Source organism: Streptomyces regalis (assembly GCF_001509475.1).
In the GTDB taxonomy this organism is placed as follows: Bacteria; Actinomycetota; Actinomycetes; order Streptomycetales; family Streptomycetaceae; genus Streptomyces; species Streptomyces regalis.
The window spans coordinates 36,816-49,966 of record NZ_LLZG01000374.1; the positions used below are offsets into that span (position 1 = coordinate 36,816).

The 13,151-nt window shown below is 71.4% G+C and carries 8 protein-coding genes; 2 read left to right on the forward strand and 6 right to left on the reverse strand.

The features are described 5' to 3' along the window. Positions 1-22 precede the first annotated feature (22 nt). Positions 23-592 (reverse strand): transposase, encoded by a 570-nt coding sequence (locus ADL12_RS36190; RefSeq protein ID WP_244188169.1) that lies wholly within the window; start codon positions 590-592, stop codon positions 23-25. 137 nt (positions 593-729) lie between these two features. On the opposite strand from ADL12_RS36190, the gene ADL12_RS36195 reads away from it, so the two are divergent. Next, positions 730-1,233 carry a DUF3291 domain-containing protein gene (locus ADL12_RS36195; RefSeq protein WP_062710576.1) on the forward strand — a complete coding sequence of 168 codons (504 nt, stop codon included), beginning with the start codon at positions 730-732 and terminating at the stop codon, positions 1,231-1,233. A gap of 115 nt (positions 1,234-1,348) precedes the next feature. On the opposite strand, the gene ADL12_RS36200 is transcribed toward ADL12_RS36195, so the two are convergent. The 3 genes from ADL12_RS36200 to ADL12_RS36205 form a co-directional block, all read right to left on the reverse strand. Further along, positions 1,349-2,677 carry a nicotinate phosphoribosyltransferase gene (locus tag ADL12_RS36200; protein ID WP_062710591.1) on the reverse strand — a complete coding sequence of 443 codons (1,329 nt, stop codon included), beginning with the start codon at positions 2,675-2,677 and terminating at the stop codon, positions 1,349-1,351. 247 nt (positions 2,678-2,924) lie between these two features. Further along, complete coding sequence (locus ADL12_RS54435; protein ID WP_159053390.1) at positions 2,925-3,068, reverse strand: hypothetical protein; 144 nt, start codon at positions 3,066-3,068, stop codon at positions 2,925-2,927. After that, on the reverse strand, positions 3,065-4,243 hold the full coding sequence (locus ADL12_RS36205) for a Cmx/CmrA family chloramphenicol efflux MFS transporter (protein ID WP_062710594.1): 1,179 nt from the start codon (positions 4,241-4,243) through the stop codon (positions 3,065-3,067). Before ADL12_RS36205 ends, ADL12_RS54435 begins: the two co-directional genes overlap by 4 nt. Before the next feature lie 501 nt (positions 4,244-4,744). On the opposite strand from ADL12_RS36205, the gene ADL12_RS36210 reads away from it, so the two are divergent. Next, positions 4,745-5,971 (forward strand): cytochrome P450, encoded by a 1,227-nt coding sequence (locus ADL12_RS36210; RefSeq protein ID WP_062710580.1) that lies wholly within the window; start codon positions 4,745-4,747, stop codon positions 5,969-5,971. Between the two features lie 81 nt (positions 5,972-6,052). Here the strand turns inward: ADL12_RS36210 and ADL12_RS36215 are convergent, their stop codons facing one another. Then, positions 6,053-9,184 carry a type I polyketide synthase gene (locus ADL12_RS36215; protein WP_062710596.1) on the reverse strand — a complete coding sequence of 1,044 codons (3,132 nt, stop codon included), beginning with the start codon at positions 9,182-9,184 and terminating at the stop codon, positions 6,053-6,055. Between the two features lie 97 nt (positions 9,185-9,281). Further along, on the reverse strand, positions 9,282-13,151 hold a 3,870-nt coding region (locus ADL12_RS36220; protein WP_159053391.1), incomplete at its 5' end, for an SDR family NAD(P)-dependent oxidoreductase.

The following is a 13,151-nucleotide window of genomic DNA, read 5'->3' on the forward strand; positions in this document are numbered from 1 at the left end:
GCTTAAATCCTTCGGGGATTGTTCACGCTGCTGGTGCGACAGAGGATTCCTCATGGTGATCGGCGGTGGTGAACCTCCACTGGAACGGCTGTGCCGTTGCCTTGTAGGGGTCTTCGAAGGCTCGGAGCCGGTCCCTGACCTCGGTGAGGTCGGTGAGGTCGGTGAGGCCGGTGAAGTCGTTGGGCGAGAGGGCCTTGCGCTGGACGGCAGAGAAGTAGATCTCGACTTGGTTGAGCCAGGAGGTGTGCACGGGGGTGCGGACCATGACCGTGTTCGGGAACGCCGCGGTGAGCCGGTCGGCCGCCTTCTGACAACGATGGGAGGAGCCGTTGTCGACGATCCAGAACACGCGCTTGGCCCTTGCGTAGGGTTCCTGGCTCATGACCCGGGTAGCCAGGTTCATGAACGGGACGATGCCGGTGCGTTCTTCGGTGCGGCCGAATACCTTCGCGGCGTGGACGTCGTAGGCGGCGAGGTAGGCCAGGGCACCGCCGCGTCCGTGTGCACCATGCGCGGCGTGCAGCGCCACCTGTGCACGCACCCGCAGCCGGTGCTCGGTCTTGTGGTCGTAGGCCATCTTCTTCAGCCGCACGCGTTCGGCGGCACTCGGGGCTGTCGGACAGGGGGCGCGGACGGGATGGCGGGCGAACCGATACCGGTGCAAGAGGCCACTTGGACAGGGAAAACGCAACTTCGACAGTTCCTTCAGGCTGAGCCAGGGAGAGACGCATGCCCCATCTTGCGCTGTACACATTCGGCGTCCTGAAGTCACCTCTCGCCGATCCCGCACCTCTCACGCGCGAGTTCTACGACAGTGGTGAGGCCGTCTACCGGAAGATCAGTCGGCACTCCGGGTACCTCGCGCGTGCTGAAGCGGCAGACGGTGACCGGGGCATGCTCTTCGAGGCGGACTGGGGTGCATGGGGGGAGTTTGCCGTACCGACTTGGTACGGCGAGGGCCAAACGGTGGAAACCACCGCCCTGGCCGCGACCCTCTCACTCTGGACCGACCTGCGCCCCGCCTTCGACGCCGTCTACACCGGTCTACACCGTAAGGCGCTGAACAGGCGTTACGACTGGTTCGAGAGGACAGGGCACCCAAATCACGTGATCTGGTGGGTCTCCGACGGCGTGATACCCACCTGGCAGGACGGGCTCCACCAGTCGTTCGCCCCGGAGGGAACTCCGACCAGGATCAAAGGGATCGGGCCGAAGAGCGACCAGGCTCGCTGACAAGGAAGCCTGAACGACTGGGTTCGCTGTCAAGCGCCTCGATTGAACGACGGCGAACAGATGCGTCTGCGCTACGGCGGACCTTCCATTCCGGGTGTGCGGTATCGCGTCCTCCTCATCGCGCTACGGACTCCTCGATACGGTGCCGGACCCGGTCGGCGAGGTCTGTCAGCCGCCCGGAGAGCACCGCCCGCGGCGCGACGGGGTCCCTGATGCGACGGGCCGCCGGCGGCAGCCCGGCGAGATCGGCGGCGAACCTCTCGGCGCACTCGGCGAGCCGTGGCCGTCTGCCGGTGCGCCGACCGCCCCGCATCACCGTCTCCAGCAACGGAATGCCTCCATCGGGCGGCTGCTCATCGCTGAGCCCGATCACATCCGCGTATCCGGGGCGGCGGAACACCTGCTTCGGGCCGGGGGCCGTCACCTTCGCCGAGGACAGTTTCATCACCGGCCGACCGTCGTATTCGACGAGCTTGTAGGCGGAGTCCAGGAACGGGGCGTCGGCCGACACTCCGACCCGGGTGCCGACGGCGTAGACGTCGATCGGCGCGGCGGAGCGGACCAGGTCGTCGACGGCGTACTCGTCGAGACCGCCGCTGACGATGACGCGGACGTCCGGCAGCCCGGCCGCGTCGAGGATCGCGCGTGCCCGGACAGCCAGGGCCCCGAGGTCGCCGCTGTCCAGCCGTACGGCCGAGCCGGGCCCGCGGCCCAGGTCCCGCAGCACCCGAGCGGCGACGCGCACGCCCGCCTCGGTGTCGTAGGTGTCCACCAGGAAGGTCACCGGGCCCGGGTGGGACCGGGCGAACGCCCAGAAGGCGGCCTCTTCGGTGTCGAATGCCTCGACATACGAGTGGGCCATCGTACCCACGGCAGGCACCGCCTCCGCGGTGGCGGCTGCGACGTTGCTCGTTCCGGCGAAGCCCACCATCGCGCCCAGCCGGGCGGCCTGGAAGCCGGCCCGGGGGCCGTGGGTGCGCCGCAGGGAGAAGTCGATGACAGGGTGTCCCGCTGCGGCGAGTACGCAGCGGGCGGCCTTGGAGGCGATCGCTGTCTGATGGCTGACCTGATTGAGTACGTACGTCTCGACGAGCTGGGCCTGCGGAAGCGGAGCGGTCACCTCCAGCAGGGGCTCGCCCGCCAGGGCGATCCGGCCCTCCGGCACTGCCCGTACCCGGCCAGTGAACTCCAGGCCGAGCAGGAGCGCCAGATCACGCTCGGGCCGGTGCAGCGCCGAGGCGAAGGCGGCGACGTCCTCGGGGCCGACCCGGAAGCCGGACAGGAAGTCCAGCGCCGACTCCAGGCCCGCGGCGACCAGAAAGCCGCGTTCCGGCGGCAGGTCGCGGACGAACAGGCTGAACGTCGCGGGCCGGGTCATCCCCTCACGCAGGTACGACATCGCCATCGTGACCTCGTACAGATCGGTCGTGGTCACGTCGGACATCAGCGTCACCTCCACCCGACGCTGTTCCCCTCATTCCCATCATCGAACGATGTCGGCACCTGGTGCTGGGGGAGCTGACGAAGCGCCGGTGGAGGGGACTCTGTGATCGGTTGGAGGGAGATGATCCGTGCCCTGTGAGGGGTCTCGGCCGCCGGACGATCTCCAGTCGGTCGCGCGGGCGGCTGCGGCCGGCGAACCGAGGTCGCTACTCCGCTGGACGGTTCCTTCCTCGAGCGTGACCAGCGGGTCAGGACCGCGCTTGCTGCTCGCGCCGCCCCTTGCGCAGGAAGCGCCGCAGCCGTGTCTTGGTCCAGGTGTTGATCACATCGTCCTTGGTGAGCCAGCCGCGCTGCGCCGTCCCCACGCCGTAGGGGGCGTTCGCGTGTGTCACTGGAGCACCTCAGCGCTTCGGCGGACCGCGACCACTGTGCGGAGGGAGAACGCGATGAGCAGCGCGACGGCGACCAGGAGCCCGCTTGCCCACAGCGGCCCGAGGTTCCCGACCGTAGTACTGAGGGTGGTCGCGGCGACGAGCGGTCCGACGGCGGCGCCGACGTTGAGGGCCGCGGTCGCATACGAGCCGGCCATGGTGGGGGCTCCCGCGGCCTCGTAGAGGACCCGCGTGATCAGCGTGCTGCCCAGCGCGAACGACAACGCGCCTTGCACGAACACGAAGGTGAACAGGGCGACCGGCTCGTTGGCCAGCACCGCCAGGGTCGGCCAGCCAAGGAGCAGCAACGGACCACCGACTGCGAGGACCAGACCGGGACGCTGGTCGGACAGCCGGTCGGCGACGGCGACGCCGACGAAGGAACCGGCCCCGAAGAGCACCAACACGACAGAGATCCACAACTCGCCCAGCCCGGCGGTGTCGGTCACCACAGGGGCGAGGAAGGTGAAGCTTGCGAACGTTGCCGCGTTCACCAGCGCGCCGAGCAGCATCACCAGGAGCAACCGCGGCCTGGTGAGCTGGGCGAGCTCCGCTCGCAAGGCCAGCCCGCCAGTCGCCTCTTCCTTCACACGTCCCGTGGGGATCCCCTTCAGGATGCCGAGAGCTGCAGGCAGGCAGAGAGCGGCGACAGCCCAGAAGGTGGCCCGCCAGCCGAGCAACGTGCCGAGTACCGACCCACCAGGGACCCCGGCGATCGTGGCCATCGTCGTGCCTGACAGCAGCACGGCCAGCGCACGTCCCTTCTTGTCGGGCGAGACCAGCGTGGCGGCAGCCGTCAGAGCGACGGCAAGGAACCCGGCGTTCGCGAGCGCGGCGACGACCCGGGTGGCGAACAGGACCGGGAAGCCGGTGGTGACGGCGCCCACGGCGTGAGCTGCCGTGAAAGTGAGGATGAACCCGAGAAGGCTGGAGCGCCTGGACCAGTTGCGGGCAAGCGCGGCCACGAGGGGGGCGCCGACGACCATGCCGACCGCGAAGGCCGAGGTGAGCGTGCATGCTGTCCCGACTGTGACGTCGAGGTCTGAGGCAATGTCCGGCAGGAGGCCGGCGAGCATGAACTCCGAGGTGCCCATGGCGAAGACCGCCAGGGCAAGCAGATACAACGGGAGAGGCATCGAAGGCTCCGAGGTGAGGAGAAGCACGAGAAGGTCATCTCGTCACCGCGGCCAGCCCCAAGGGCACACTCGCCCGGCCGCAGAATGCGGCGCGACGACAGGGCTACGAGCTCAGGCGTTCAGGGGGCTGACGGCGTGACCGAAAGCCCCCACCTTGTCTGACTCAGGACTCGACATGGCCTCCATCAGCATCCCCTCGGCCATGTCGCGGGCCGGCAGGCAATCCGCTCCGGTGTGCAAGGCACTGTCAACGCTCGCCGGAGAAGCACCCCCGCCCCGACCACCGACTGCCTTCCAGGACTTCCTGGACCAGCGCGGGATCCCTCGGCCGAAGTCCTGGCGGCCCGCAGGCGACTGGCCTCGACAACTACAAGATCACCGACAGCGTCACGCGCGCGGTTTAGAGCCGCTTAATCGCAGTCCCGGAGGATCCGGGGTTTCCATGGGGCGACCCCGCGCAAAGGGGCGACCTCTCAGGAGTGCCGAAGCTGGGAGAGGGATATGAGCGGTGACGACCTGCTACGGACACCCGCGGAGTTGCCGGAGTTTCCGATGTCCCGCACCTGCCCGTATCATCCGCCCGCCGGATACGCCGAGTTGAGGGAGCGTGGGCCGGTGTCCCGGGTCCGGCTCTACGACGGGCGGGTGGCCTGGGTGGTGACCGGTTACGGCGAGACACGGCGGCTTCTCGTCGACCCGCGGCTGTCTTCGGACCGCACCCGGCCGGACTTCCCCGTCCTGGTGCCCCGGATGGCGGCCGCGAAGCTCACCGCATTGGTGGGCATGGACCCGCCGGAGCACGACATCCAGCGCCGCATGCTCATCCCGAGCTTCACCGTGAAGCGTGTGACCGGGCTCAGGCCCTCGATCCGCAGGATCGTGGACGAGCGGATCGACGTCCTGCTGGCCGAGGGCGCGCCGGCGGACCTGGTCACCGAGTTCGCGCTGCCGGTACCGTCCACCGTGATCTGCGAGCTTCTCGGAGTCCCGTACGAGGACCATGAGTTCTTCGAGGAGCAGACCCGCAGGATGCTCATGGCGACCGGTACCGCTGAGGAAGCGGCCGCCGCCGGTGCTGCTCTCGTCGGCTACTTCGACGAGCTGATCGGTGCGAAACTCGGCGGGGCCGAGGCGCGCGGGGCGGCCCCCGGACTGCTGGACGAACTCATCGAGACCCGGCTGCCCACCGGTGATCTGAGCCGGGAGGAAATTGCGTCCATCGCGATGTTCCTCCTGGTGGCGGGCCACGAGACCACGGCCAACATGATCGGGCTGAGCATCCTGACCCTGCTGGAGCACCCCGAGCAGTGGGCTCGGCTGCGGGCCGATCCGGGCCTGGTACCCGGGGCGATGGAGGAACTGCTGCGGTTCCTGTCCGTCGCGGACGAGTTGCAGCGTGTGGCGGCCGCCGACATCGAGATCGGCTCCGTGGTCATCAAGGAGGGCGACGGGGTCTATCTGCCGAACGCCGCGGCCAACCGCTCCGCCGACGCGTTCACCGACCCCGACACCCTCGACGTGGGCCGGGGCACCCGCCATCACCTGGCCTTCGGGTACGGGGTCCACCAGTGCATCGGACAGAACCTGGCCCGGGCGGAACTGGAGATCGCGCTGGGCCGGTTGACCGCGCGGATGCCGGCCCTGCGACTCGCCGAACCGGTCGAACGGCTCGGCACGAAACCCGGAGGTTCCGTTCAAGGGATCGTGAGACTTCCCGTCACCTGGTGAACGCGCCCCGAGCCGCACCTGTCGACCCGAGACGGAGGGCGGCGGTACCGAAGTCCTGCCGGTACCGCCGCCCGTCGTGCGTCAGGCCGCCGTCAACTGCTCCTCGAGGAACCGGGCCACGGCGCCGGGCGTGGGGTGGTCGAACAGCAGCACCGGCGGTAGCAGCAGCCCTGTGGCCTCGCACAGGCGGTTGCGCACCTCCAGCGCGCTGAAGGACGACAGGCCGATGTCGAGGAAGTTGTCCTCCGCGCTGATCACGTCGGGCGAGGCGTGTCCGAGAACTTCCGCGGTGTGGACTCGGACCAGGTCGAGCATCGATGCCTCGCCCTCCGGTACGGCGGGCGGTGGCTCGGCCACGTCGGCCACGGGTTCGGGCACGACGTACGGCGGCGGCACGGAGGCCGGGACGGACGCTGCGAGCGTCGCGGGTGGCCACCAGTAGCGGCGGTGCTCGAACGGGTATGTCGGCAAGTCGGCTCCCGGGACCGGCTGTTCGCCGTACCAGTGCCGCCAGTCGACCGCGCCTCCGGCCGCGTGCAGCCGTGACAGTGCCGTGGCGAGCGAGCCCTCCTCCGAGCGGTCCCGGACCAGGGCCGGTACGACGACGGGGGCGGCGTCCGCCGGCAGGCAGGCGGGCACCAGCGGCGCCAGCACCGCGTCCGGGCCCACTTCGACGAAGGCGGTCACGCCCGCTTCGTGCAGCGTGGCCACGAGTGCTCCGAAGCGGACGGGAGAGCGCAACTGACGGGCCCAGTAATCGGGTTGCCGCAGTTCCTCGACGCTCACCGGCCGGCCGGTCAGGTCCGAGACGACCGGGAGGGTCGGCTCGGTGAAGCGCAGGGACGACACGACCTGGCGCAGGGGTTCGAGGATGTCGTCCATGTGGGCCGAGTGGAAGGCGTGGCTGACCCGCAGCCTGCGGGTGCGCCGGCCGCGGTCGGCGAGCTGTGCCGCGATCTCCGCCACCGCGTCCGCGTCGCCCGAGATCACGGTCGAGGCGGGGGTGTTGAGCGCGGCGATGTCGACCTGCCCGGGGTGGTCGGCGAGCAGGGCGAGCACCTCCTCCTCGGAGGCCTCGCAGGCCGTCATCGCCCCGCCCGAGGGCCCGCTGCCCATCAGGCGGCCCCGTGCGGCGACCAGAGTGCAGGCGTCCGCCACGGACAGGGCACCGGCCGCCGCGACGGCCGTGAGGCCGCCGATGGAGTGGCCGCCCAGGAAGTCCGGCTCCGGCAGCAGCTTTCGCAGCAGCCGGAAGAGCGCCAACTCCACGGTGAACAGGGCGGGCTGGGCGTACTCGGTGCGGTCGAGCAGCGCTGCTTCCGCACTGTCCTGCGCGGCGAAGAGCAGTGGCTTGAGGGGGCGCTCCACAAGCCCGCCGAAGGCCTCGCACAGCTCGTCCACCGTCTCCCGGAACACCGGCTGGTGCTCGTACAACTCGCGGCCCATGCCGGGGCGTTGGCTGCCCTGGCCGGTGAAGAGGTAGGCCGTGGCCGGCCGTTCGGCGGCCGTGCCGGACACCACCTTGGGATCGGGGCGGCCGGTGGCGACGCTCCGCAGTGCGGCGAGCCGCTCGTCCGGGCTGACCGGCAGCACGACAGCCCGGTGTTTGAAGGCGTTCCGTCCCAGTGCCAGGGTGCGGCCCACGGCCACGGGGTCCACGTCGGGCGCGGTGGCCAGGTGGTCCGCCAGCCGTGCGGCCTGGGAGCGCAGCGCGGACCTGGTCCGGGCCGACAACAGCCACGGTGCCGTCGGCGCGGGCCGCCGGACCGCCGACGGGTCCGCGGGGCCGGCCCCGTCGGGCACGGGCTCGGGATCGCCGGACGTGCCGGTCGGCGCCTGCTCCAGGATCACGTGCGCGTTCGTACCGCTGATCCCGAACGACGAGACCCCCGCCCGGCGCGGCCGGTTCCGGTCCGGCCAGGGCATGGCGGTGGCGAGCAGCTCCACCGCGCCCGCCGACCAGTCGACATGGGGCGTGGGCTCCTCGATGTGGAGGCTTTTGGGCAGGACGCCGTGACGCATCGCCAGCACCGTCTTGATCACCCCGGCGACACCGGCCGCGGCCTGCGTGTGCCCGATGTTCGACTTGAGGGACCCCACCAGCAGCGGCTCGCCGTCGACGCGGCCCTGCCCGTAGGCGGCGATCAGCGCCTGTGCCTCGATCGGGTCCCCGAGCCGGGTGCCCGTGCCGTGTGCCTCGACCGCGTCCACCTGCTGCGGGGCCAGCCGGGCGTCGGCCAGCGCCTGCTCGATGACGCGTTCCTGCGTCGGCCCGTTCGGTGCGGTCAGCCCGTTGCTCGCCCCGTCCTGGTTGACCGCGGAGCCCCGCAGGACGGCGAGCACCCGGTGTCCGGCGCGGTGGGCGTCGGCCAGCCGCTCCAGCAGCACGAGACCGACCCCCTCGGCGAACCCCGTGCCGTCGGCGGACGCCGAGAACGCCTTGCACCGGGCGTCCGGAGACAGGCCGCGCTGGCGGCTGAACTCGACGAGAAGCAGCGGCGTGGCCATCACCGTGACCCCGCCCGCGAGCGCCAGATCGCATTCGCCGCGCCGCAGCGACTGCGCCGCCAGATGCATCGCCACCAGCGACGACGAGCAGGCCGTGTCCAGTGTGACGGCCGGACCCTCAAGGCCCAGGTGGTAGGCGACCCGCCCGGACGCCACGCTGGTCGCGTTGCCGGTCATCAAATGGCCCTCGTACCCGTCGGGCACCCGCCCCGCGGGCGGAACGTACGCCTGCGAGACCACCCCGGCGAACACGCCGGTCCGGCTGCCGCGCAGCGACTCCGGCGCGATCCCGGCCCGTTCGAACGTCTCCCACGCAACTTCCAGGAGCTGCCGCTGCTGCGGATCCGTGGCCACGGCCTCGCGTGGCCCCATACCGAAGAAAGCGGCGTCGAACTCGCCCGCGGCGTGGAGGAATCCGCCCTCGCGGGTGCAGGTGGTACCGGGCCGGTCCGGGTCGGGGTCGTACAGCGCTTCCACGTCCCAGTCCCGGTCCGCCGGGAAGCCGGACACCGCGTCCCGCTCCTTCGACACTAGCTCCCACAGCTCCTCGGGCGAGGTGACCCCGCCGGGGAGGCGGCAGCCCATCGCGACGATCGCGATCGGCTGGTGATCCCTCTCCTCCAGTTCCCGGACACGGCGGCGGGCCTGCCGCAGATCGCCGGTCGCCCGGCGCAGATAGTCGCGCAGCTTCTCCTCGTTGCTCATCGCCATCGCACTCTCTTCTCTGTCCTCTCCGATCCGTGCGGCCAGGTGCCTCGGGTCCGGCGGGGCGGGTGGGGTCCGTACAAGCGCTCCGGGCAGGTCAGGTCGCATCGAGCTCCTCGTCGAGGGCGCGGAACAGGTCCTCGTCGCTGGCCTCGGCGAAGTCGGGGTCGTCCGTGGGGGCCTCGGTCGCCGTATCGCCGTCCCGTGTCTCCTCCTCCCACCGCCACAGGGCCGCACGCAGGCGTTCCCTGAGCCGTGGGAAGCCGGGGGCGTCGACGGCGACAGACGCGAGCAGACGGTCGAGTTCCGCCGCGGGGTCGTCGGGTGCGAGCAGGCCGACCAGGTGCCCGGCGAGCGCCTCGGGGGTCGGGAAGTCGAAGACGAGCGTCGTCGGCAGCCGCATCCCCGTCGCCGTGGAGATCCGGTTGCGCAGTTCGACGGAGGTCAGCGAGTCGAAGCCGATCTCCTTGAAGGCCCGGTCGGCCGTGATGTCGTCGGGCGTGAGATGCCCGAGGACCGCGGCGACCTGCTCACGCACCAGGGTGAGCACGGTCCGGGTGCGCTCCGGTCCGCGCAGTGCCGCCAGCCGTTCCGCGAAGGTCGCCGCCGACGCCTGGGCGCCCTGCGCGGCACGCCGCACGACCGGTCCGCGCACCAGTGCCCGCAGCACGGCGGGCACCGAGGCGGTGCCGGCCCCCGCCCGCAGTCCCGCCAGGTCCAGCGGTGCCGGGACGAGCAACGGCCGGCCGTCCTCCAGCGCCGCGTCGAACAGAGCCATACCCTCCGGCACGGTCATCGGTACGAGACCGCCGCGCGTGATGCGGGCCAGATCCGTTTGAGCCAGGTGACCGGTCATACCGCTCGCGTTCTCCCACATGCCCCACGCCAGCGACACGGCGGGCAGACCGAGATCGCGCCGGTGCCCGGCCAGGGCGTCCAGGAAGACGTTGGCCGCCGCATAGTTGGCCTGCCCGGCCCCGCCCAGCAGGCCCGAGGCGGAGGAGAACAGCACGAACGACGCCAGGTCCGAGCCACGGGTCAGCTCGTGCAGGTTCCAGGCCGCGTCCACCTTGGGCCGCAGCACCGCCGCCACCTTCTCCTCGGTCAGGGAGGCCAGCACTCCGTCGTCCAGGACGCCCGCCGCGTGGATGACGTCGGTCAGCGGTCGCGCGGGGTCGATGGAGTCCAGGAGCCGGGCGAGGGCGTCCCGGTCGGCCGTGTCGCAGGCCTCGATCCGCACCTGGGCGCCCAACTTACGTAGCTCGGCGGCGAGTTCCCCGGCCCCCGGTGCCCCGGCGCCGCGTCGGCCCGTCAGCAGCAGGCTCCGTACCCCGTGTTCGGTCACCAGATGGCGGGCGAGCGCCGAGCCCAGAGTGCCGGTGCCCCCGGTGATCAGGACGGTCCCCCTCTCCTGTGGGGAGGGGAGTGTGAGCACGACCTTGCCCACCTGCCTGGCCTGGGAGAAGTACCGGAACGCGGCCGGAGCGTGCCGTACGTCCCAGGTCGTGACCGGCAGCGGCGCCAGTACGCCCTGCTCGAACAACTCCAGCACCGAGGCCAGGATCTTCCCGACCCGCTCGGGATCCATCCCCAGCAGTTCGAAAGGCCGATACGCCACACCCGGCCGGACGGCGTCGATCCCGGCCTGGTCGCGCAGATCGGCTATCCCCATTTCCACGAACCGACCGCCGGACGGCAGCAGCCGCAGCGACGCGTCTACGAACTCGCCGGTGAGCGAGTTGAGCACGACGTCGACGCCCTGCCCGTCCGTGGCCGCGCGCACGCGCTCCTCGAACTCCGTCGTTCGAGAGGACGCGAGATGTACGTCGTCCAGGCCCAGCGCCCGCAGCGCACCCCACTTGGCCGGGCTCGCCGTGGCGAACACCTCGGCCCCCAGATGGCGTGCGACCTGCAGCGCGGCGAGGCCGACACCGCCGGCCGCCGAGTGGACCAGCAGCCGTTCCCCGGCGCGCAGCCCGGCCAGTTCGACCAGACCGTAGTACGCCGTGGTGAAGACGGCCGGCACACCCGCCGCCGTCGCGAACGACCAGCCGTCCGGCATCCGGGCGATCAGCCGCCGGTCCGCCACGGCCCGCGGACCGACGGCCCCCGGCACCAGCCCGAAGACCCGGTCGCCGACGGCCAGCCCCTCGACACCCGGACCGACCTCCAGCACGGTGCCCGCCGCCTCCGTACCGAGCGGAGCGCCCACCGGGACCATGCCCAGGACGCTCAGCACATCGCGGAAGTTGAGGCCGACGGCGCGCACCGCGAGCCGTACCTCACCGGCGGCGAGCGGCGCGTCCGCCGCCGGGTGCGCCGCGACCCGCAGGTCGTCCGGGGAGCCCCCGGGCGTCTCCAGCCGCCACGCGGAACCGTCACCGGGCAGTGCCACACCCTCGTCCGCCGCGGCGGGAGCCAGTCGAGGTACGAGCAACCGGCCGTCCCGCAGGGCGAGTTGCGGTTCACCTGTGGCCACGGCGGCGGAGAGGGCATCCCGAGACGCGGGCGTGCCGTCGATGTCGACCAGGACCACCCCGCCGGGGTGCTCGGTGGCGGCGGACCTGGCCGGACCCCACAGCGGCGCGGCCGCCAGATCCACCGGATCACCCGGCGCGACGGCGACGGCGCGCCGGGTCAGCACCACGAGAGGAACGTCCAAAGCCCGCTCTGGCTCCGCCAGCCGCTCCCGCAGCCGGCCGATCAGATCCGTCACCCCGTCCCGGACCGCCGACGCAACTTCGCCCGTGGACACCTCCGTGGCGTCCAGGACCTCGTACGACACACCTGGCTCCGTGCCGGCGAGCGGCAGTTCGGTCCAGCCGAGCTCGTACAGGGACCGGGCGGCTCCCGAAGACCGCCGTGCGGTCGGCAACCGGTCCGGGGCGACGGGCCGCAGAGTGAGCGACTCGGCGGAGGCCACCAGGGCGCCGCCGGGGTCGGCGACGGAAACCGTCACCGAGTCCTCCCCGCCCGTACCCGGAGCGATGGCCACGCGCAGCGCCGTGGCCCCGGCGGCCGCCAGGAAGACCCCGTTCCAGCTGAACGGCAACCGGACCCCCGAGCCCAGGAATCCGCCCAGACCCATCGTGTGCAGGGCGGAGTCGAGCAGCGCCGGATGCAGGGCGAACCGGGCGGCGTCGTCGTGGAACTCGGGCGCGAGCGCCACCTCTCCGTACACGGTGTCGCCCGAGCGCCAGGCAGCGGACAGGTTCCGGAAGGCCGGCCCGTACTCGTAGCCCAGATCGGCGAGTTCGTCGTAGAGGTCCGTCACGTCCAGCGGATCCGCGTCCGCGGGGGGCCAGGAGACAGCCCACTCGGAGGCCGCCGGCAGCTGTGCCGGGGGAGCGAGCACGCCCGTGGCGTGACGCGTCCATTGCGTGTCGGGCTCCGCTCCATCCAGCCGGGAGTGCACGGTGACCCTGCGCCCACCGATGTCGTCGGCTGCCTCCACGGCGACCTGCACGCGCACCGCGCCGCGCTCCGGGAGGACGAGGGGCGACTCCAGGGTCAGTTCGTCGACCTTGTTGCGGCCGACCGCCTGCGCGGCCTGGAGGACGAACTCCAGGAGCGCGGTACCGGGCAGCAGCACGGTCCCGCCCACGGCATGGTCCACCAGCCAGCGCTGGGACTGCGTCGACAGCCGCCCACTGAGGACCACGGAGTCGCCCTCCGCGAGCGTCGTGATCGTGGACAGCACGGGATGGTCGCTGGAGTCGAGCCCCAGACTGCCCGCATCGCCGTGTGCCGCCGGGCCTTCGAGCCAGTAGCGGTGGTGTTGGAAGGGGTAGGTGGGGAGGTTTTCTGGTTGTGGGGTGGTGGGGGTGTGCCAGTGGGTGGGGTGGCCGTGGGTGTGGAGGTGGGCGAGGGATTGGTGGAAGCGGGTGAGGGTGCCGTGGTCGCGGCGGAGGGTGCCGGTGATGAGGGCGGTGTCGTGGGTGGTGTCTTGGAGGGGGGTGGTGAGGAC

Bases quoted from the DNA above. Each gene is read 5' to 3' on its own strand.
- ADL12_RS36200 (WP_062710591.1), bottom strand. From the start codon at position 2,677: ATGTCCGACGTGACCACGACCGATCTGTACGAGGTCACGATGGCGATG.
- ADL12_RS36205 (WP_062710594.1), bottom strand. From the start codon at position 4,243: ATGCCTCTCCCGTTGTATCTGCTTGCCCTGGCGGTCTTCGCCATGGGC.
- ADL12_RS36195 (WP_062710576.1), top strand. From the start codon at position 730: ATGCCCCATCTTGCGCTGTACACATTCGGCGTCCTGAAGTCACCTCTC.
- ADL12_RS36210 (WP_062710580.1), top strand. From the start codon at position 4,745: ATGAGCGGTGACGACCTGCTACGGACACCCGCGGAGTTGCCGGAGTTT.
- ADL12_RS36215 (WP_062710596.1), bottom strand. From the start codon at position 9,184: ATGAGCAACGAGGAGAAGCTGCGCGACTATCTGCGCCGGGCGACCGGC.